This window comes from Frondihabitans sp. PAMC 28766 (assembly GCF_001577365.1).
In the GTDB taxonomy this organism is placed as follows: domain Bacteria; phylum Actinomycetota; class Actinomycetes; order Actinomycetales; family Microbacteriaceae; genus Frondihabitans.
Map to the genome: position 1 here is coordinate 36,157 of NZ_CP014514.1, position 19,815 is coordinate 55,971.

The following is a 19,815-nucleotide window of genomic DNA, read 5'->3' on the forward strand; positions in this document are numbered from 1 at the left end:
CTCCGCACGCCAAGAAACGTAGCAGACAATGAAGTCATGCTCGAAAACGAACACGCCCTAACCGTTCTTGTTATCGGTGCGAGCCGAGGAATCGGCGCCGCGACCGCGACCGCCTTCGCGGCGGCCGGCCACCACGTATTCGGGACGCATCGCGGCACGGGCGTGCCCGGGGGCGTCACTCCGGTGATGGCCGACATCACGGATGAAGCGGCCATCAAAGCGGCCATCAAAACTATTGTGAACGAGCGCGGAAGAATCGACGTCGTGGTGGTCTCTGCGGGCATCGCCCGGCAAGACCTCGTCGTTCGCCTGACCGCAGAGAAACTCCACGAGGTGTTCTCCGTCAACACGTTCGGTGCGATTTTGGCTGCCAAACATGCTTTCGCGGCCATGAACCGGAACCAGTCCGGGTCCATCGTTCTCGTTTCCTCCGAGAGCGCTCGGACGGGGATTCCCGGCAGCAGCCACTACACCTCCTCCAAAGCCGCCCTAGAAGGGTTCATGCGAAGTGCCATGTGGGAATTCGGCCCGCGGGGGGTGCGCATCAACGTTGTTGCGCCCGGACCAACCGACACCGACATGCTCGCCAGGGTTCAGCCCGCAGACCTCGAAAAGCTCATCCAGGCGACACCCCAGGGTCGTGTCGGCCGACCCGAGGAGATAGCGGAAGTGATCCTCTGGACGGCGACCAGCACATTCCTGAACGGGGCCTCGATCCCCGTTACCGGAGGAGAAGGCCTCGGCTATTAGCCGTTCGGCGGCCCGGTCGGCATAGCCGCCGACAATGTGAGGAAGTCGCAGACCCGCAACGCCAAAACATCCCCTGTCTCCGAGGTGGCATAGACGGTGTCGGCTCAGACGGCACCGTCGTTCGATGGATGCCATGGCAAAATGAGTGACGGACTGCACCGAGGTACTCGCCATGGCGTGACCGTTAGGTCGCCTTGGTCGGTGGGTGCTTAGAAGAGTCGTGGGTGGGTGATCTCAACGCCGAGGAGGGCGGCGCTGATCAGTTCCGGTTGCCACCCGTGGTCGAGGATGACAGTGCGAAGATCGAGGGAGCGTTGCACGCGCACCTGGCGGGGGAGTTCCCCCAGGCGGAGGGTCTGCCGGTCCCGGTACCGGCCGCGCTGTGCACGATCAAGCATGTTCTCCCGATGCGTCCCCGGCGCCACATGCGACGATTCCAGATACGCGGACGCGTGGACGCAGATCGGGATGTCGCAGGAATGCAGGAGCAGCATCGACGGTGGCAACGGTTCCCCGGTGGCGAGTTCGTGGGCGTACCGCTGCGGCCGGACCGCCTGCTGCCCCCCGTTGCGTTGGATCCAGAACCGACCGTAACCGTCGTCGGAGATCGCGCCGGTCCAGAACCAGCAGTCGTTAGACTCGGGCCCTTTGACGACGTGAGACCAGAACCGTTCCTGTTCGGGGCGGATCACGACTGACCCTGCGGGTACGCCAGGGTTCGCGTCCACACGACCAGCGCCCACCCGTCGCAGCCGTCGTCCGCAGTACCGATGCGCTCATAGGCATCATGGTCGTGCGTGTTCAGTACGCGTTGAAAGGTGACACCGCGGGACGGGCAAAACGACGGGGACCGGATCACGGTGCAAGATTACGACGGGCCTCAGCCGTCACCTCTCATTGGTGTCGACTGGTTTCAGGGCAGCGGCGAGGTCTTCTTCCGAAGGGAGAGCGGCTCTGATCCCTGGGGGGAGCAAGTCGTAGCTGGCCACGCCGATGGGGGTCTGCTGTGACCCGATGGAGTAGCGGACGACGGCATCGTTCTTGTTCGTGACCAGGAGCAGCCCGACCGTCTCCGCGTGCTGAGGACGGCGAAGCCTGTCGTCGACCAGAGCGACGTAAAACCCCAACTGGCCGAGGTATTCGGGTTTGAACTTTCCCGTCTTTAGCTCGACGACGACATAGCGGAGCTGGTCAACATGGAAGAACAACAGGTCGACGAAGAAGTCGTCTCCCTCGACGTCGAAGTGAACCTGCCGACCAACGAACGCGAACCCCTCGCCAAGCTCACGGAGTGTGTCGATGATCCGGTCGACGAGGGCCTGCTCGAGGCCGCGTTCCTTGACGTCACTATCGACTGCAAGGAAATCTAGAACGTAGGGATCTTTCGTGATCTGGCGGGCCAGGTCGGAATCAGATCGGTCAAGGACTCGGTCGAAGTTTGACGGGGCCGCCCCGAAACGGGTGTGGGCGTTCGTCCTGATGTGGTGCTCGAGAACATTCCGGGACCACCCATGGGCGGCCGCCTGGTCCGCATACCAGGACCGGAGCGCCTGGTCGCTGAGGCGATCCAGGAGGACGGTGATGTGACCCCAGGGTAATTCCGCAACAGCCTGTTGCGCGATTGCGGGGTCCGGCCACGCCTTCGCGAAGCTCCGCATGTAGGTCAGGTTTCGTGGGGAGAAACCCTTCATGTCCGGGAACGCAGCACGCAGGTCGGCAGCTAGCCGAGCAATGACCTGCGTTCCCCACCCCTCGAGGGCTTGGCGTTCCCCGATTCTGTCGCCGATTCGCCAATAGAGGGTCACGAGCTCGGTGTTCACGCGGCGTTGCGCTGTGAACCTGGACGTGAGTACCTGCTCCTTGAGGTCTGCCAAGGTTGCGGCGTAGGACGAAGGCACGGGGCTGGTGTCAGGCATCACCCCCAGTGTGACGCAGGCACACGCCTGAACGTGCGAAGGCGCCCGTAATGACGCAACAAGCTGTTGCGTCATTCGGCGCAGTCAGCCCAACCCCGCTCAAGCACCAACAAGAGAGAACCCAGTGAACCCAACAACCTGCTGGACGATTGCCCTGTTGCACCCCGGCCACTAAGGCTCATGGGGTGAACTAAAGCGCAACGACCAATGTTTTGCAAAGCTCGAGCGTCCGGGAACTGTCCGCACAGGCATGCGGATGTACGGATACCCCGGGCGTTGAAGATGGGCGCACAGGTACGACAAACGCCCGCTCAACCCGTGCAAAAGTGGGTCGCGGGACACATCGGGAGCACGAGCGACGTGCAACGGAATCGGCCGTCCTTTGGCCGCTCCCCCACCCCACTTGGGACAGCCGATAATGTTTATTATGTCAAGTACGTGTTGGGTGTATTCGCATTTCTTGCAGACGCGACTCCTCAGCCGGTGAACTTCTGGCAGCCGGTGACGCCGGTTCGCGGCAGACTGAGGCCATGGCCACGCCAACGAACGCAGATGACATCCGCCACGACATTAGAGACGCATTAGCCAGGCTGCAGCTTCTCGAAGGCCAAGGCCGCGTCGTCATGACGAAAGATCGACTCAACACCGACTGGCCGGAGCCAACGGCCGCGCTGACGGCGGCCATCGACGCGCTCGACCTCCCCATGAGCGCCACCACATGGATGGAGACCCTGCCACACATCGACGGCGGCTACCCGCCGCTCGACGTTGACTGAGGCCTGCCGCGCCCACGTCAGTCAGGCACCGATCTTATTGAGATGGCGAGCGGCGTACTGACGTCTGTGATTCACACCGGCAAGTCGGGCCAGGTATCGGGATCGGCGTATGGATTGGCGCCCAAGCCCGGAACGAAGCGGATGAACCACGGGTTGATGATCAGTTGCTCCCGCGCGGGAATATTCGTCCGGGTGGGATTCTGCCAGTTCAAATCGTCGAGCAAATTTGATTCTGGTTGGGCCAGAAGAAACCCCTCGAGGTCGTGCCGCCAGTTGACGGGGACCTTGTACTCGTACGTGTCGATGAGCATCTCTGCTTGTCCCAGGATGAGGTGGGTAGCGACGTCCTCGGCTGTGTTCGCGGGCTCGCGCCAGGCGCCGGCGAATCGGTCGGTGATGGCCATAGTGCTCGCTAGAAACCGGCGGACAAAGATGATCGAGTATTGCTCGGCCATGGGGCTCGGGAAGAAGTCTCGGGCGGAGAAGACGTCGAGCGTGTCGGGGCCGTTGACCCGGGCTATTTCAAGAATTCGGAGATCGTCGTAGAGGAGGTCGACCACCGTGGAGCAGGCGTCCCAGAGAACAGCTCTAAGGGTGGTTACAGGACCGCGAATGCGCCGTACCCCGATGACGTCGGACGCATCCTCGGGTGCGTAAAGCTCGTCTAGGACCGTACCAACTCCGGCCATGAGGCCGGCTTTCTCCTCGCGAGATAAACCGCCGCTATCCGTCGAAGTCACGCACCACCTTCTGTCCGATTGTCCTCTATCGCAAGCCCGAGCACCTCACAAGATCGCCGCGGCGCACTCGTTGGGGGGCGCACCCGTGTTGAAAGGCTATCGGCGACTTCCGTCTAGGGGTAGGTCTTACGAACTCGTGTTGCGACGGCGCGCGATCAGGAGGGCGACGACACCCACCACCAAGGGAACGATGCCCACGATCAGCGGTAGAAAGCTGGGGCCGCCACCCTTCTCCGGGACGAGGAACGCGACGGGCAGCGCGACGACCCTAGGACGAAGCAGAAGATCCCTTGCGAGACAAGAAACAGAGGTCCGCGCTTCGTGACACCCAAGAGGTGGAGGGGAGTTGCGTTCAGGCGCTGCGGCACCAGCCGCCCCTTCCAAGCGAGAGTCTAGGGCAGACGCACCCTCGAGCGGCACCGCCCAGGCCTTGGTCCAGAGCTTCAATCACTTGGGCGTCCAAGTTCCCGACTCGGCGAGGGAGACGCGACCGCCGACCGCGCGGAGCCGCCATGGGCACCCTAAGCCTGAATCCACCGATGTTTCTGGGGTGGGTGGGGTCGCGGGGTGGGTGAGCGTCGGGGTGCGGGTGGTCGCGGCAGGGCCGTGGGCCCTGCTGCCCTGATCGTTCCACTGCTGGTTCCTAGTCGCGCCGTGATGGCTGGTCGGACGGGTTGATCAGCGTCGGGGTGGCCCTGTCGTGTGAGCGAACAGCGCGGTCCAGGCGGCCTCCCAGGGCCAGGCGTGGGGCAGGTGCAGGCGGATGCGGCGTCCGGAGGACGCGACCCTGCCCGGGACGGTGATCAGTTTCCGGCGGATCGTCGCGGTGGTCGCTTTCGCCAGAGCAGCACCAGCAATGGTTGCGGCGGCTCTGGTGAGGTTGAAAGCGATGACGGCGAGGACCAGCCAGGCGGCGTTCGCGGTGAAGATCCCCGACGGCAGGTGCGCCAGCGCGGAATGCTTCAAATCCGCGTTGACCTGCTCGATGATCGCGTGCCGACGGTGCACCTGGTCCGCGGTCACCGTGTCCAACGTGCTGGTGGTGAAGAACGCGTGGAACCGGTGCGTGTCAAAAAGCGTCGGATGCTGAAGGTTGTTCTTGTTCAGCTCCGGGATGCGCCGCACCACGAGCCGACCTGGGGTGTGGTCTTTCTTCGTCCGGGAGGTGAATGCGGTGAAGGGGACCTCGGCGACCTCGGCGTGGGAGATCAACGCGCCGGTGTCCTCATCGATGATCGCGTTGGGGTATTCGATCGGGGTCCACGCGTTCTCCGGGATGGTGGCGATCGCACGTTTCACGGCCGGATCTTGCCGGGCCGTGACCGACACCGCCGCTCCCGCTTTCCGGGCCGCGTTGATGGTCGCGAACCCGTAGTACGCGGAGTCCGCCCGCAACAACACCGGCGCCGACGAGGCCCCGGGGAGGCGGGTGACGGTCTTCAGCGCGTCGGCGACGATCCGGGCAGCACCGCGTGGTGACCCGGACGCCCCCTTCCGCAACCGTTGGCCGATGATCACCGGGGCGCTGGTGTCGGTGGACACGGTCGCCAGGAGTGCGTTGAGGCCGCGGACCCCGGAGTATCCGAACCCGGCGCCCTGCTTCTGATGCCCGTGCACCTCGATGATCGTGTCGTCCACATCCACGAAGACCATGCCTGCGCCGGAGGGTTTCGGGACAAGGGGTGTTTCCCGGGCGAGGCCCACGAGGAGCCGGGAGGCGACGGCGTCGAGTTGGCGGACATGCCCGAACGTGAACTCCCGCAGGAACGACCCCAACGTCGACGGCGCATAACAGGCGGTGAAGAGCTTGCCCGTGCCGCCGTGACGCAGCAGCGCCATGTCATCGATCGAGTCTGCACCGGCAACCATCCCCGCCACCAGGGAGGAGACTTTCAACCCGGCGTTGGCACCCTTGTCCGACGGAACCGTCAACCACTGATCGGCCAGGCTGCGAAGACCGGCGGTCTCGGCCAGCCGCATCACCGGGAGCAGCCCCGCGGTCGACACGAGATTCGGGTCATCAAATGACGCAGCAGCAGCCCTGGCGGCGTGAGAAACTTGCACCTACGAGATGCCTCTCTTATCGGGCGAATAGGACTCTGAACAAGCTCTATTTTCCCTGATCAGGAAGGCATTCTCCGTTTAACGCGCCGACCCCAACTAAACGTCCATCGGTGGATTCAGGCTAAGACCACGTCCCGGCGTTGATGTTGCGGCGGGACCACCTGTAGCGCAGGACCCCGACGACGAACGCAACCAAGGCGAAGATGAACGCCTGGACCGTGGTCGCGTGATGCGGCGCAAACAGCTGGGGAATGGTCGAGACGAGGCCGACAAGACCAGCAAGGACAATCCACACGGATATGCCGAGCAACACCCGAAACCAAAGCAGCGGGTCCTTACGCGTCGCCATTCGAATCGCCCTTGACTGGCCATGCCGGCTGACTCGAGTGAGGCCAGTCGCTTGGCAAAAACTTTTCATAGCGCGGACGCGATGATCATAAGGCCGCTGCTGCTCCGCATCGCCATTGCCGAGGGCGCCATTCTGGACAATCGGTCCCGAACTGGCCAAGGCTTACGCCCACATGGCAACGATGCTCCCCGGGGTGAGCATCGCGCGCCTTGGCGATTGCCACCACCGCGTCTCCGGAATGACATCGTCCGCATGCACGGGCCTCATTGGAGACACATTCTCTTCCTCGTTCACCGGGTCGGAGTCCGTCTTATCAAGAATTGCGCGAAGATGGCTTTCAGATGGATTGCGTTCAGACCACTGCGCGATTGACCTCCGCAGTCCAGTGGAGCTGGCGGTCTTGTCTGCCAGGGTGTTCCTATGCCGCCTACGTCACTCTATGAAAGCGACCCACGCGTTCCCCGGCCCGGATCAAGCATCTGATGCCACCGCGACGGGTACTCCAGGCGCACCTGCCGATCCTGTCGCCGTCGCCGCCACGGGCCGTGCCCAGCGGTCCGACGTACGCGGATTTCTTCGGGACGAGGCCGAGAAAGCCGATTCTCAAGAATGAGGACGTGAAGGTGGGGGCGGGAATCACGCGTCAGATTCTTCTTCGGCTGCCTTATCCAGTTGGCTGCTGAAGAACGCGAGGGTGTTCCCGCCCTGTGCGACGTATTCAAGGAGTGGGCCATCGACGAAGCTGGCGTCCGCAATCGTGTGCACGTCGTCGTTGCTAGTCAGGGCCTGTCGAATCAGCGCGTCGACTTCGCTGGCCGCCAAGACAGCTGCGTCGAGTTGGCGGCGGGCGAACTGTGTGTGCAGCCACAACGCGTTCGCGAGATTCTCATCAAGCGGTGAACTGACTGGCATCACCCCAGCCTGCCAGACCAGCCACCACGTCCCGCACCGACCAACGGCGCTTTCCTCGACCGGGGATGCCCTGGGGTCAGGCAGCCTGTGTGCCCGCGGACACGGGAAAGGCCCCGCCCGGTTGTCACCGGACGGGGCCTGACATGGTGCGGGTATTGCTAGTTGCTCATTCCGCGACGACGACGACGGGCGATAAACGCGAACGCCCCCCCGAGGGCCAGGAGGATCCCAGCGAAGCCGACGGCCGGGGCCGGGTTGGAGCCGGTGAAGGCGAGGCTGGAACCATCAGCCGACGCCGACGCTGCGGTCGCCGTGGCAATCGGGGTCGTGGGGCCGGTCGCTGCCGTGGTCACCGCGGCGGCGAGCGTGAACTCGACGTCATTCGAGGGGCCAGCAACCACCGGGTCGCCGTTGGCGTCAACGACGGGGGTGCCGTCAGCGGCGAGGAGGAACGATGCTGCCTCAGCGGTGTAGTCGTTCGGCGTCAACGCCACCGTGACACTCCAGACACCCTTCGCGTTCACGACGATCGGGGCGGCAGGATCGGCCGGTGTTGCCGCCGGAGTCGCGGCCGCGGGGGCGGCGAGGCGCTGGATGGCGGCCGCCTTGACGTCGGCGGTCGGGACGACAGCGACGACAATGTTGGCCCCGGGGGTGCCGGTTCCGGTGAAGGTGACCTGGTCACCGGTGATCTTCGCACCAGTCTTCGGGGAGGTGATCACCGGGGTGGCGATCGTCGGGACCGGGGCGGTGACCGCGGCGGGAAGGTTGAAGGACCGGGTGACCGTGTTATCGGCACCTCGCCCACCGGCGAAGCTTGACACGGTGACGGTCTCCGCGACCGGGGCGTCATCGGCGAAGGTGACCGGGATCGAGTACGTGGTTCCGGTGATGGAACCATCGGTGCGGGTCACGGTGCCATCGGCGGCGGTCACGCTGACAATGGAACCCTCCGGCGCGGTGCCGGTGAACGTCACCGTGCGGGTTGCCGTGGTGGAGCCCTCGGTCGGGGTCGCGAGAGTCAGCGTGTTGTCGCTGACCGGCGCGGCCGCGGGGAGGTTGAAGGAGCGGGTGATCGTGTTGTCGGCGCCGCGCCCACCGGACTGGCTGGAGACGGTAACGGTCTCGGCGACAGGGGCGTCATCGGCGAAGGTGACGGGGATCGAGTACGTGGTCCCGGTGATGGAACCGTCAGTCTTCGTGACGACACCGTTGGAGTCGGTGACGCTGACGATGGAACCCTCGGGTGCGGTCCCCGTGAAGGTGACCGTCCGCGACGCGGTCGTTGACCCATCCGCGGGGCTCGTGAGGGTCAGCGCGTTGCTCGGTGCGACAGCCGGCAGGGTGATCGTGAACGCCTGCGGGGCGCCGCCCGCACCGACGTTGGGCTCGTTGGCGGTGAGGTTCTGCGTGACGTCGTCGGTGTCGGCGAACGTGTAAGTGCCGGTCCAGTTGCCCTGCGCGTCAGGGTCGGCCTGCACGATGCGAGTCCCGGCAGCGTTCAGGATGTTGACGGGCTCCCCCTCGGTCCCGGTGCCTGAGAAGGTGACGGTGCGGGAGGTTTCCGTGGCACCGTTCGTCGGCGTCGTCACGGCGAACACCGGTGCCGGTGCGGGAATCGTGACGGGGACGACAGCGCTGCCGTCATCGTTCAAGCCCACCAGCTGCTGCACGGTGTAGTTCGCCGGCGACATCACCGACGCCGGGATCGTGTAGGTGAAGGAATAGTCGCCCGAAGCGGGAACGACGGAGCGGGGAACCGCGAAGCCGCCGGTCGGGGTGAGCAGCTCAATGTTGTCGCCCGGGGTCGCTGTGCCGGTGATGGTCAGGACTCGACCGGTGGTCACGTTCGTCGTCACGACGGTGAGGTCAGCGGGAGCAGCGTTGGCCGGGGCGACAGCGATGAGTGCCCCGCCCAGGGAAAGGGTCAGAACAGCCGGAACGGCGATGCCCTGAAGCCAGGTGATCTTCTTCACGAAAATGGGTCCTTCAATTGGTGAGGTGAGTAAGCGTCTTTGCTTCCCGGTTCCCGACCCAGATTCGCGACCCGATGGCACGGCTTCCCCCTTGGTGAGGAAAAGCCAACATTTCGCACGCTATCAGAAACGGTCTCCCACTGCGGTTCCGTCTAAACCTGAATCCACCGGTGTTCTGAGGTGAGGGGCTGTCGATCCCTGTTTGAGCTGGTGATGCTGGGTGGGCGCGGCGGAGCCGTGGGCCTCGCTGCCCGGGGTGTTCCACTGTATGTTTCTGCTCGCGCCTTGTCGGCTGGTCGGTCGAGGTGCTCAGCTTTGTGGGGGCGCGAGAGCGTGGCTGAAGAGGGTTGTCCAGGCGGCTTCCCAAGGCCAGGCGCGAGGCAGGTGCAACGTGATGCGTCGTCCGGAAGACGCGATCCTCGCCGGGACGGTGATCAGTTTCCGGCGGATCGTCGCCGTCGTCGCCGACCGGAGGTCAGGCCCGGTGATGGTGGCGGCAGTGCGGGTGAGGTTGAACGCGATGACCGCGAGAACAAGCCAGGCCGCGTTCGCGGTGAACCGGCCCGAGGGCAGATGCGCCAGGGCTGAACCCTTCAAGTCGGCGTGGACTTGCTCGATGATCGCATGCCGACGGTGCACCTGATCCGCGGTGACCGTGTCGAGGGCGGTGGTGGTGAAAAAGGCGTGGAACCGGTGCGTGTCAAAGAGCGTCGGGTGCTCGAGGTTCTTCGTGTTCAGCTCCGGGATGCGCCGCACGACCAGACGCCCTTCGACACGGTCCTTCTTCGCCTTCGAGGTGAACGCGGTGAAGGGCACCTCGGCGACTTCCGCGACCGAGATCCAGGTGCGGGTGTCGTGGTCGAAGATGGCGTTGGTGTATTTGATCTTCTGCCAGGCGTCTTCAGGGATGGTGGCGATGGCACGTTTCACGGCTGTGTCCTGCCGGGCAGTGATCGACACCTCAGCACCCGCCTTGATGGCTGCGTTCACGGTCGGCAACCCGTAGTAGGCGGAGTCCGCCCGCAGCAACACGGGTGTCGTCTTTGGTTCCGGCAGCCGGGTCACCGTTTTCAGGGCGTCGGCGACGATCCGGGCGGCGCCTTTCGGGGACCCGGTGGCTCCTCGTCGGAGGCGTTGGGCGATGACCACGGGAGCGCTGGTCTCGGTCGAGACGGTCGCGAGGAACGCGTTGATGCCGCGGACACCGGAGTACCCGAACCCGGCACCCTGTTTCTGGTGGCCGTGGACTTCGATGATGGTGTCGTCGACATCCACGAACACAGTGTTACTACCGGCCGGGACGAGGGGTGCCTGACCGGCGAGGTTGATCAGGAGTCGGGAGGCGACAGCGTCGAGTTGCCGGACGTGACCGAAGGTGAACGCGCGGAGGAACGATCCCAACGTCGATGGGGCGTAACAGGATGCGAAGAGCCGGTTCATGCCGCCGTGCCTCAGCAGGGCCATGTCATCGATCGAGTCCGCCCCGGCCACCATGCCGGCAACGATCGATTCGACTTTCGATCCCGCGTTCGCCCCTTTGTCCGTCGGGACCGTCAACCACTGGTCGGCAAGGGCCCGGAGGCCGGTTTTCTCGGCGAGCCGCATCACCGGGAGCAGCCCGGCTGACGACACGAGATTGGGGTCATCGAATGACGCAACAGCCGTGCGGGAGGCGTGAGAAACTTGCACCTGCGAGATGCCTTTCGTTTCAGGTGAGTGTTGTTCTAGACAAACCCCATTTTCCCTGATGAGAAAGGCATTCTCCATTTAACGCGCCGACTCCAACCCACCCCGCATCGGTGGATTCAGGCTAAGCGCAATACCGTTCAGTTAGGGGGTTGGAGGGTGATTGTGGGGTTGTGTGTTGGTTGTGCCCAGTGGGTGTGGTGGTCGCGTTTGGCGAGCCATTTGGAGATTTTGCGTTTGATGACGCGGGGGTTGGAGCGTCGTCTGCGTGCGGGGTTCAGCCGCTTGATGAGGCTGCGGATGGCGTGACGCCAGCTGGCGTCGGCGGTGTCAGGTTGCTGAGGGGGAAAAGGACCCTTGTCCGAGGGAGCGGCGGGCGATGCGGAGTGCTGCGACGAAGGAGACCCGGTCGGGGTCGCGTCCGGCGTGGGCGGCCGCGTCGACCATGAGGGTGCGGATCGCGTAGTGGCAGCAGAGGTGTCCCCAGATTTCTTGGAGGACGAGGTCGGGGGATTTGGATCTCAGCACGCCTCGGGGGCCGCGCTGATGTGTCTTCAGCTCGTCGAAGGTGGACTCGATTTCCCACCTTTCGGAGTAGACAGCAGCGAGCTGCTCTGCTGGCGCTTCGTCGGGGTCCAGGATCGTGGTGAGCAGCCGATACGACTCGGGGTTCTCCCGGCCGTCTTCGATCGTGTAGTCGATGACCCGCACCTGAAGCGGCGGTGTCTTCTTTCGGGCGGTGCCGGAGGTGGGGATGATCTGCGCCAACCAGGACCCGTCGTTGAGTGTCTCAAGGTGCCGTGGTCGCAGATTCGTTTTGACCCTCCAGAGCAGATCCGCGCCCGTGGCCGCGGCCTGCTGCCACAATTGGAACCCATAGAAGCCGCGATCGGCCAAGACCAGGACTCCGGGCTTCAGCCTGCCGACCAGTTCCCGGGACAAAGCGATCTCCGACGTCGTGCACGGCCCGATCTCGGCATCGAGGATGGCATGGGTGCCGCACTCCGCCACCGCCACCTGCCGGGCCTGCGGAAACGCGGCACGCTCACCCCGGCTCGACACCGGACGGCCGAAATGCTCCGCGTTCGCCGACGTGTCCGCCAGATCCAGGACCGTCCCATCGATCGCCACCAACCGCCGCCCGGCCAGCCACGACCCCGGTGTCTCCGGCACCGCCAACGGCACCGCCACCCGGGCGAACAAGCCCCGTACCGGTTCAAAGCCCAGCCGGGCCCGCGCCTGGAGGATCGCCGACTTCGACGGCGCCAACCACGACTCGGACCACCCCGACGCCCACGACAGACCATCGGTCAGCTCGGCGAAAACATCCTCATAAGAGCCCTCCGAGTGCAACGCCATCCCGATCGAGAAATACGCCATCACCCGCGCCGGCAACGACCGGCTCCGCCGCTCAGTCCGCCCAGCCACCGCGATCACCTCATCAACGACATCGGCAGGGAACACCCGTGTCAGCAACCCCACCGACACCAAATCCGACAACCGACGACCAGACTCAGACTTCTTCCAACCAGAACGAGGCATACCCCAAAACTACCCCAGACATCCCTAACTGAACGGTATTGACCCTAAACCCCGTCCGACGCTCTCCCGCCCCCACGTCGGCAGAAAGCTACGCCACGCCCTGAAAGGATTGTGTCGGTTCACCTGAGCCCTTAGAGTCAGCACTAGCCGTCCCAGACCTAGGTAGCTCTTAGCCGGAGGTCTGACGTGAGCGAATTGACGGGGAGCCTTCCTCAGCCGAACCCCGCCGTTCACCGGCCGCAGATCAGCAGCCACCGCCCCCACCAGCGAGCCCGCACCCCTCGAGCGGACGTGCTTCCGGACACGGATTGCGACGCCACTCCGGGGCTTCCCGCGGTGGCATCCAATGATCTGATTTACCACGACCCGATGGTGGGGGCGGCTGGCCCGGGTTTGCCGGTCGACGGCCCCGAGGACAGGCTGTGAGTATCGCTTATGCACCGCTTGCGGATGCTGAAGGCGCGGATGACGACCTCCTCGTACTCGTCAGCGACGGGGACCCGGACGCGTTCGCGGTCTTCTACGACCACATGGCGCCCCGTGTTTTCGGGATCGTGAAACGGGTTCTGGTCGATCCGGCACAATCCGAAGAAGTGACCCAAGACGTTTTTCTGGAGGCCTGGCAGCACGCGAGCCGGTTCGACCCGGCAAAGGGAACGGCGACGTCCTGGCTTTTCACGATGGCACACCGGCGTGCGATCGATCGGGTCCGGGCTTCGCAGTCCAGCCGGGACCGTGACCTGGCCGTGGGTGTTCGCGATTTCGAAGAAGCCCGAGACGACGTTGCAGAAACCATCCAGACGACCGTCGAACACGACAGGATCACCCGCGCCCTCCGTACTCTGACGGCCAAGCAGCAGCAGGCTCTCGAATTGACGTACTTCCAAGGGCTGACCCACAAAGAAGCAGCCCACCTGGCCGGTGTCCCGACGGGAACGATGAAGAGCAGGATCCGCGAAGCCCTCATCACTCTGCGAATCCGAGTGGGCGTTCCCGATGCCTCGTGAACTCTCCGACCGGCACAACCGGATCCAGTCGACCAATGAAGGGAAGGAGTGCCCCACGATGACGTATGACCCCGACCGGGCGGCCATCATCCAGTTGCGGCTCGATATCGGGCAGCTCCTAGACGATTCCGCAGAGCTGTCACTGCTCCAACGGGCACAGTTGCGGATGGAGCTCCTACGAATCGTCACCGCAGCCGAGCAGCAACGCGCAGCGGCCAAAGACACCGCCGCAAAGCTAACCGATCTGCACGAACGTTTGACCCGGATCGTCCTGACCCCGGAACGCTGAACCCGGCGCCACGGCCCGGCCACATCGCGGATGCCCGGCACGCTTCATCCCCTCAATGGTGCGCCGCATCCGATCGAGCGGGATGAAGCGCTCCCCGTCACTCTCCGGCCAGTCCGTCCGAGGCTTATGACTTCGTCGAAATTCACCGCAAGGCATGGGGCTGCTGCACGGTTTGGTGACAGGTTATAGTCACGCAGCCGGGGCGACTGGCGTGTTCATGGTGGTCCCGAACAGGGCCGGGTCAACCGGCCCCGGGGACGCTGTCGGCGGTGTCGGCGGTAGGTCGGCTCGATCCAGTTCACGACCGCGATTCGGAGTTATTCCCTCGTGGCCCCGAACTACCGGTTGAGGACGACGACCGCTGACGGGGCGCTTCAGGCTCCATCAGAGCCTCAGGCGGCGCATTCGACACAGACGGGACCGAGTGTCGTGTCGTGATCGAACATCACGTGATGGCGGACGAGGAAACATTCCACACAAGTGAACTCGACCTCCTGAACGGGCAAGACAATCACATCAAGATCCGCGTCCACATCGACGGCTTCGAGATCGAACCCGCCCGAGGTGTCCCCGTCGTCAAGGTCAGCAACAAGGCCAACATTCTGGGCGGCGCGGTCCTTGAACGCTTCGATTGACTCCGCGCTCTCATCGGTATCAGTGCTGCGGGGTGCATCGTAATCGGCTGCCATCTGCTGTCCTTGGCTCGGGTGATCGGGTCGCGGTAACTCTAGGTTGGGCCTTGGCCCCGGATTGTGGACACGGTGTCATTTCGGTTATGCCGCTTCGGTGAGGCTAGCGGACAGGGCTGCTTCGTAGGCGTTCGGGCTGATGTTGCCGATCGCGGAGTGGCGGCGGCGGGTGTTGTAGCGGTTCGCCCACCGGAACACGGCCCGGTACGCGGTGCCCTGGTCGGGGAACGTCGGCCGGCCTTCAAGGAGCTCGCGTTTGAGGGTCGCGTTGAAGCTCTCCGCGAGCGAGTTGTCGGCGCTTGACCCGATCCCGCCCATCGACTGGGTCACCTTCAACTCCTTGCAGAGGGTCACGTAGGCCTTCGAGGTGTACACCGACCCGTGGTCGCTGTGAAACACCGCGCCAGCGAGACTGCCGCGGTCGTGGGCCGCGACGTGGAGGGCGTCTTCGACGAGCCCGACGCGCATGTGGTCCGCGATCTGCCAACCCGCGAGCTTGCGGGAACACAGGTCGATCACGGTCGCGAGGTAGAGGTTGCTGCCGTCACCGATCGGCAGGTAGGTAATGTCGCCCACGTACCGCTGGTTCGGCTCAGCCGCGGTGAAGTCCCGCTGGACCAGATCAGGGAACCGCCGCCCTGACTGGTCAGGGATCGTCGTCTTGACCCGGCGGCGCAGCCGGATCCCGGCCAGCTGATGCTCCCGCATCACCCTCGCGACGCGTTTGCGGTTCACCCGCTCCTCGGGCACCGCGCCCTCGTTGAGGTCAGCAGTGACCCTGGGTGCCCCGTAGGCACGATCTCCGCCCTGCTCCGGGTCCTGCACCACCCGGATCAGTTCGGCCAACACCTCGTCCGCCGCTACTCTCGCTGACCGTCCCGGCGCGGCCGCGAGCCACGCGTAAAACGATGACCGGGCGACCTCGATAACCTCACACAACCGCTTCACGCCATAGGCGTCCTTGTGATCCTCGACGAACTGGAAGCGGTTCACCAGTTCGTCTCCCCCGCGAAATACTTCGCCGCCTGACGCAGAATGTCCCGCTCCGTCGCCAGCTTGCGAGCCTCGGCCGTCAACGCGACGTTCTCCGCCTCGAGGCGCACGATCCGCGCCGACTGCGACTCCGGCCGCCCCGCCGTCGACACCGTCGACGCACCAACGGTGATCATCCCGGAGCCGAGGTTGCCGACCCATTCCTTCAACGCACCGCGGGAGATCCCGAGATCGACGGCGATGCCCTTGAGCGTCGCGCCCGGCGCCGACTCATACAACTCCACCGCCCGCCGACGAAACTCATCCGTGTAATTCTTCCTTGCCATCCTTGAATTCTCGCTTCCCCAGCATCCTGCTGGAATCAGCGTGTCCAAAATCCAGGGTCAAGGCCCGTTCCCAGCTCACACCTGTCCGACATGTTCACCGTCCGGAATTTGTCAAGGTGGGTGAGGCCGGTGGTTGTTAGGCGGCGAGTTCGACGTCGTCGGCGGGTGGCTTGTTGATCCAGGCTGCGGGGTCGCGGGTCAGGATCTTGGGTCGTGTCTGTGCGTGGGTCCCGAATCGTTCGGGGTGGGCGCGGCGGGCCGCGTCGAGTGCGGTATCGCGGTCGTGGTCGATGGTGTCGGCGTGGCCGTAATGGACGTCGGCGGGCGTGTGCATCCCGATCCCCGTGTGTCGGTGGTGATGGTTGTAAGCGTGCACGAAGTCGGCCATGAACTCGCGGGCTTCGGTCAGTGAACCGAACCGTTCGGGGAAGACCGGCAGGTACTTCATCGTCTTGAACAGTGCTTCGGAGTAGGGGTTGTCGCCAGACACGTGTGGCCGGGATCGGGACGCGGTCACGCCGAGGTCCGACAGCAGGGTTCTGACGGTCTTCGAGGTCATCGACGGGCCGCCGTCGGAGTGCACCACCTCGGGGACGCCGTGGATCCCGAACGCGGTGAGCATCATCTCTTTCGCGAGGATCCCGTCCTCGCAGGCGTGGACGATGGCGCCGACGATGTAGCGGGAGAAGATGTCGATCATCACGTACGCGTCGTAGTAGCTGCCCTTGATGGGGCCGGGAAGTAAGGTTGCCCTGATCTCTGGCCTCCGTTCACGACCGGCGCGTCCGCGCACTACGCAGATTGCAACCTCATGACCACTCTTGAAAAGCTTCCGACCCTGACAGTGCCGACTGCCATCAACCACAGGGAGCTGCCGGCCGGATTCCGCGGCACCACGTCCGGTGAGACAGCGAGACCCACCAGCACCTACACGGCTCTTCTGGCCCAAGTCCGCGACGCAGGTCTGCTGAAAAGGCGCCGCGGTTTCTACATCACCGTCTTCGTGATCATCACACTGCTGCTTGCCGCCGCCGTTACCGGTTTCTTCCTCATCGGAACGTCCTGGTTTCAGCTGCTCATCGCCGCGGGAATCGGCCTCATCTTCACCCAGTACGGCTTCCTCGCCCACGAAACAGCCCACCGTCAAGTGTTCGAATCCGGGAAAACTAGCGACCGCGTCGGCCGAATCCTCGCCTCCGGCGTCGTCGGCATGTCCTACGACTGGTGGACCTCCAAACACACCAAGCACCACGGCAACCCCAACACGGTCGGCCGCGACAGCGACATCGCCGGCGGTCCCATCGCGTTCATCGAGCAAGACGCACCCCGCCAGCACAGGCTCTCCCGCTGGCTGACCCAGCGCCAGGGCTACGCCTTCTTCCCGATCCTCCTGCTCGAGGGCCTCAACCTGCACGTGACGTCGTACAAGACGATGTTTGGCCGGAAGAAAGTCAACAAGAGGGCGTGGGAGATCGGTCTCGTGACGACGCGGTTCGCACTCTATCTCGGGGTGGTCTTCTGGTTTTTGCCCGTGGGGATGGCGTTTGCGTTCCTCGGCGTGCAACTGGCTGTCTTCGGGTTCTACCTCGGCGCCGCATTCGCACCGAACCACATCGGCATGCCAATCATCCCGGAATCGTCCCGGGTCGACTTCCTCTCGAAACAGGTCCTCACCAGCCGCAACATCCGCGGATGGGGCATGACAACTGCCATGGGCGGCCTCAACTACCAAGTCGAACACCACCTCTTTCCGAACATGCCCCGCCCGAACCTCCGCGCCGCCAACCGACTCGTGCAGGCGCACTGCGGCCAACAGAAAGTCCCCTACACCGAGACCAACCTCAGGGACGCGTTCGGCATCGTCATCCGATACCTCAACAGGGTCGGCCTCGCCGCCCGGCAACCATTCGACTGCCCCATGGCAGCCGAATATCGACCCCGATAACCCGCCACAGCACCGCATCGATGAAAGCAACGCTCAGAGTCCTGCTTGCACCCGCGCACACGCAAAAGGAACGGTAGAGGTTGGTCACCGTGCCTGCCGACCCCGCCACTTACCGATCGTAGAAGACCGCGAGAGTCTCGTAGACGGTCGCTCGTTGACGCATCCCTTTCATCCTGATGCCTACCGGGCGGGGGTCGGCGTGGTTTACTGAGGTGTCTTCTTCGGCAGGCGCGGCGGTGGGGCTCACCGTAACGAACCTCGGCATTTTTGGGCTCTCCTGTCGTATCCGTGGGTTAAATCCGGCCGGGGAGTACTGGTTTGTGGCCGCCGAGGGAGAGCATGGCGAGGGCGATGAGTGCTTGGGGTGATTTGAATCCGAAGGCCATGCGGGTCATCAGTCGGATTTTGGTATTCATGGATTCCACGCGACCGTTGGAGAGGCCGTGCTCGATGGAAGCGAGGATCGCGGCCCGGTGTTTGACGATGCTGCGTTGGAGTGTCACGAACGCGGGGATCCGGGACCGGCGAGCCCAGGCCACCCATTTGTCGAGGGCTTCGGCAGCTTCGTGGTGGGGCAGTTTGAAGATCACGCGCAAACCTTCCTTGAGGTAGTAGGCCCGGCCGAGGGTGGGGTCGGTCTGCACGATCCAGGCGAGCTTGACCTTCTGCTTCTCGGTCAGGTTCTCCGGGTTCTTCCAGAGCGCGTAGCGGGAGTTCTTCACCCCGGCGGCGCGGGCGCTGTCCGGGCGGGCTGGCGCGTTTTTGGCGGGCCGCCCCCGAGGGCGCTGGGCCTCGTTCGTGCGGGCAGCTTTTCGGGCGTCATTCCACGCGGCCCGGCGCACCTCATCGAGGGCGTCGGTGGCCCATTTCACGACATGGAACGGGTCCGCGCAGCGGACCGCGTTCGGGCACTTCTGGGCCACAACAGCGGCGATCCAGGCGGCCCCGTCCGCGGAAACATGGGTGATCTGCGCCGAGCGTTCCGGGCCGAGCGCGTCGAAGAAGCTCGCCAGTGTGGCCTTGTCCTGACCCGGTGCCGCCCAGACCAGCCGACCCGAGTCGTGGTCGACGACGCAGGTCACATACTTGTGTCCACGCTTGTAGGAGATCTCATCGATGCCGATCCTGGTCAGCCCCGCGAACTGGTCATGGAGCTGGCCGGTATCGGCCCAGACCCGGGTGATGATCGCCCCGACCGTGCGCCACGCGATCCGCATCAACACGGTGATCGCGGTCTTCGATGTTTGCGTGGCCAGCCACGCGACCTGATCGTCGAAGAAGCGGGTATGGCCGCTCTGGTGCCTGGCCCAGGGAACGGCCGCCACGATCACACCGTGGATGGAACACGTCACCCGTGGCGCGTCGGCCTCCAACACGACCTGAATCGACCCGGCATCCAACGACCGCCAGCGCCGTCGCCCAGCACCTCCATCAAATCGTGGGCTGCGCTTTCGACACGACCCGCAGCGGTTCCGCATCGATACGGTCGGCCGCACCGAGGCAACCAGAATCCCGCTCACCACATCGAGATCGATGCCCTCCACGATCGTTTTCTCGACACCGAGCAGAGCCCGCCATATCGTGAGAGATCGCACGCCGTTTTTCCGTTCTAAAGTCTCTGTTCTTTTGACAGTCAGAAACCTAGACGGACAGCGGCGTGCGGCCGTTAAGGCACCCCGAAACGACCCACGGTTACGTCACAAGAGCCCAAAAGAGCGGCGAAGTTCACACGGTAAGCCCTTGCACCGATAGTCATCACGTCGATCGGGGTCCCGCGAAGGCCTCCCCCATCAGCGGTCCCTGGAGAATTCGGAGCTCAGAGTTGGGTGTTCTCCAAATCCACACGCCTGGTGGC

17 protein-coding genes and 1 pseudogene are annotated in these 19,815 nt (G+C 64.2%); 5 read left to right on the forward strand and 13 right to left on the reverse strand.

From position 1 onward, the window contains the following. The first annotated feature begins 36 nt into the window (after positions 1–36). Positions 37–750 carry an SDR family NAD(P)-dependent oxidoreductase gene (locus AX769_RS20855; protein ID WP_066284197.1) on the forward strand — a complete coding sequence of 238 codons (714 nt, stop codon included), beginning with the start codon at positions 37–39 and terminating at the stop codon, positions 748–750. A 209-nt stretch (positions 751–959) separates the two neighbouring features. Here AX769_RS20855 and AX769_RS20860 read toward each other — a convergent pair whose 3' ends face one another. Both AX769_RS20860 and AX769_RS20865 read right to left on the reverse strand, forming a co-directional pair. Further along, a complete protein-coding gene (locus AX769_RS20860; protein ID WP_066284200.1) occupies positions 960–1,442 on the reverse strand; it encodes a hypothetical protein in 483 nt (160 codons plus the stop codon). A 195-nt stretch (positions 1,443–1,637) separates the two neighbouring features. Further along, positions 1,638–2,666 carry a YhcG family protein gene (locus tag AX769_RS20865; RefSeq protein ID WP_066284459.1) on the reverse strand — a complete coding sequence of 343 codons (1,029 nt, stop codon included), beginning with the start codon at positions 2,664–2,666 and terminating at the stop codon, positions 1,638–1,640. Positions 2,667–3,196: 530 nt separating this feature from the next. Here AX769_RS20865 and AX769_RS24335 point away from each other — a divergent pair. After that, positions 3,197–3,442 carry a hypothetical protein gene (locus AX769_RS24335; RefSeq protein WP_157887843.1) on the forward strand — a complete coding sequence of 82 codons (246 nt, stop codon included), beginning with the start codon at positions 3,197–3,199 and terminating at the stop codon, positions 3,440–3,442. 71 nt (positions 3,443–3,513) lie between these two features. On the opposite strand, the gene AX769_RS20870 is transcribed toward AX769_RS24335, so the two are convergent. From AX769_RS20870 to AX769_RS20900, 7 genes are all read right to left on the reverse strand, one after another. Beyond that, positions 3,514–4,182 carry a hypothetical protein gene (locus tag AX769_RS20870; protein WP_157887844.1) on the reverse strand — a complete coding sequence of 223 codons (669 nt, stop codon included), beginning with the start codon at positions 4,180–4,182 and terminating at the stop codon, positions 3,514–3,516. 678 nt (positions 4,183–4,860) lie between these two features. Beyond that, positions 4,861–6,246, reverse strand: coding sequence for an IS1380 family transposase (locus AX769_RS20875; RefSeq protein ID WP_082764140.1), 1,386 nt, complete (start codon positions 6,244–6,246; stop codon positions 4,861–4,863). Between the two features lie 121 nt (positions 6,247–6,367). Then, positions 6,368–6,595, reverse strand: coding sequence for a hypothetical protein (locus AX769_RS20880; protein ID WP_066284205.1), 228 nt, complete (start codon positions 6,593–6,595; stop codon positions 6,368–6,370). A 636-nt stretch (positions 6,596–7,231) separates the two neighbouring features. After that, positions 7,232–7,507, reverse strand: a complete 276-nt coding sequence (locus AX769_RS20885; RefSeq protein WP_157887845.1) for a hypothetical protein — start codon at positions 7,505–7,507, stop codon at positions 7,232–7,234. A gap of 158 nt (positions 7,508–7,665) precedes the next feature. Beyond that, positions 7,666–9,483: a hypothetical protein gene (locus AX769_RS20890; RefSeq protein WP_066284208.1), complete on the reverse strand. Its 1,818-nt coding sequence runs from the start codon at positions 9,481–9,483 to the stop codon at positions 7,666–7,668. A gap of 309 nt (positions 9,484–9,792) precedes the next feature. Next, positions 9,793–11,172, reverse strand: a complete 1,380-nt coding sequence (locus AX769_RS20895) for an IS1380 family transposase (RefSeq protein WP_066284211.1) — start codon at positions 11,170–11,172, stop codon at positions 9,793–9,795. Positions 11,173–11,499: 327 nt separating this feature from the next. Then, positions 11,500–12,711, reverse strand: a complete 1,212-nt coding sequence (locus tag AX769_RS20900) for an IS4 family transposase (RefSeq protein WP_066284213.1) — start codon at positions 12,709–12,711, stop codon at positions 11,500–11,502. A gap of 422 nt (positions 12,712–13,133) precedes the next feature. Here AX769_RS20900 and sigK point away from each other — a divergent pair, with 422 nt between their 5' ends. Both sigK and AX769_RS20910 read left to right on the forward strand, forming a co-directional pair. Further along, a complete protein-coding gene (gene sigK / locus AX769_RS20905; RefSeq protein ID WP_066284214.1) occupies positions 13,134–13,718 on the forward strand; it encodes an ECF RNA polymerase sigma factor SigK in 585 nt (194 codons plus the stop codon). A 58-nt stretch (positions 13,719–13,776) separates the two neighbouring features. Then, the gene (locus AX769_RS20910; RefSeq protein ID WP_066284215.1) at positions 13,777–14,007 is read left to right on the forward strand and encodes a hypothetical protein; all 231 of its coding nucleotides are present in this window, start codon (positions 13,777–13,779) and stop codon (positions 14,005–14,007) included. A gap of 392 nt (positions 14,008–14,399) precedes the next feature. Here AX769_RS20910 and AX769_RS23355 read toward each other — a convergent pair whose 3' ends face one another. The 3 genes and pseudogenes from AX769_RS23355 to AX769_RS20930 form a co-directional block, all read right to left on the reverse strand. Beyond that, the gene (locus AX769_RS23355; protein WP_082764141.1) at positions 14,400–14,696 is read right to left on the reverse strand and encodes a DUF4193 family protein; all 297 of its coding nucleotides are present in this window, start codon (positions 14,694–14,696) and stop codon (positions 14,400–14,402) included. Positions 14,697–14,780: 84 nt separating this feature from the next. Beyond that, positions 14,781–16,015, reverse strand: a protein-coding gene (locus AX769_RS20920; RefSeq protein ID WP_157887846.1) for an IS3 family transposase whose coding sequence is annotated in 2 segments (ribosomal slippage) — positions 14,781–15,703 and positions 15,703–16,015 — 1,236 coding nt in all. Because the reading frame shifts where the segments join, the coding sequence is not laid out codon by codon here. A gap of 136 nt (positions 16,016–16,151) precedes the next feature. Beyond that, positions 16,152–16,763 (reverse strand): annotated as a pseudogene (locus AX769_RS20930) (transposase); the annotation flags it as partial. A 63-nt stretch (positions 16,764–16,826) separates the two neighbouring features. Between AX769_RS20930 and AX769_RS20935 the strand changes: the two are divergent. Next, positions 16,827–17,960 (forward strand): acyl-CoA desaturase, encoded by a 1,134-nt coding sequence (locus tag AX769_RS20935; RefSeq protein ID WP_082764142.1) that lies wholly within the window; start codon positions 16,827–16,829, stop codon positions 17,958–17,960. A 293-nt stretch (positions 17,961–18,253) separates the two neighbouring features. Here AX769_RS20935 and AX769_RS20940 read toward each other — a convergent pair whose 3' ends face one another. Beyond that, the gene (locus AX769_RS20940; protein ID WP_066284225.1) at positions 18,254–19,555 is read right to left on the reverse strand and encodes an ISL3 family transposase; all 1,302 of its coding nucleotides are present in this window, start codon (positions 19,553–19,555) and stop codon (positions 18,254–18,256) included. Positions 19,556–19,815 lie beyond the last annotated feature (260 nt).

What these genes read in the sequence shown, in the direction of transcription:
- AX769_RS23355 (WP_082764141.1), bottom strand. Translation starts at nt 14,696, where the DNA reads ATGGCAGCCGATTACGATGCACCCCGCAGCACTGATACCGATGAGAGC.
- AX769_RS20865 (WP_066284459.1), bottom strand. Translation starts at nt 2,666, where the DNA reads ATGCCTGACACCAGCCCCGTGCCTTCGTCCTACGCCGCAACCTTGGCA.
- AX769_RS20910 (WP_066284215.1), top strand. Translation starts at nt 13,777, where the DNA reads ATGACGTATGACCCCGACCGGGCGGCCATCATCCAGTTGCGGCTCGAT.
- AX769_RS24335 (WP_157887843.1), top strand. Translation starts at nt 3,197, where the DNA reads ATGGCCACGCCAACGAACGCAGATGACATCCGCCACGACATTAGAGAC.
- AX769_RS20935 (WP_082764142.1), top strand. Translation starts at nt 16,827, where the DNA reads ATGACCACTCTTGAAAAGCTTCCGACCCTGACAGTGCCGACTGCCATC.
- AX769_RS20880 (WP_066284205.1), bottom strand. Translation starts at nt 6,595, where the DNA reads ATGGCGACGCGTAAGGACCCGCTGCTTTGGTTTCGGGTGTTGCTCGGC.
- AX769_RS20885 (WP_157887845.1), bottom strand. Translation starts at nt 7,507, where the DNA reads ATGCCAGTCAGTTCACCGCTTGATGAGAATCTCGCGAACGCGTTGTGG.
- AX769_RS20900 (WP_066284213.1), bottom strand. Translation starts at nt 12,711, where the DNA reads ATGCCTCGTTCTGGTTGGAAGAAGTCTGAGTCTGGTCGTCGGTTGTCG.
- AX769_RS20855 (WP_066284197.1), top strand. Translation starts at nt 37, where the DNA reads ATGCTCGAAAACGAACACGCCCTAACCGTTCTTGTTATCGGTGCGAGC.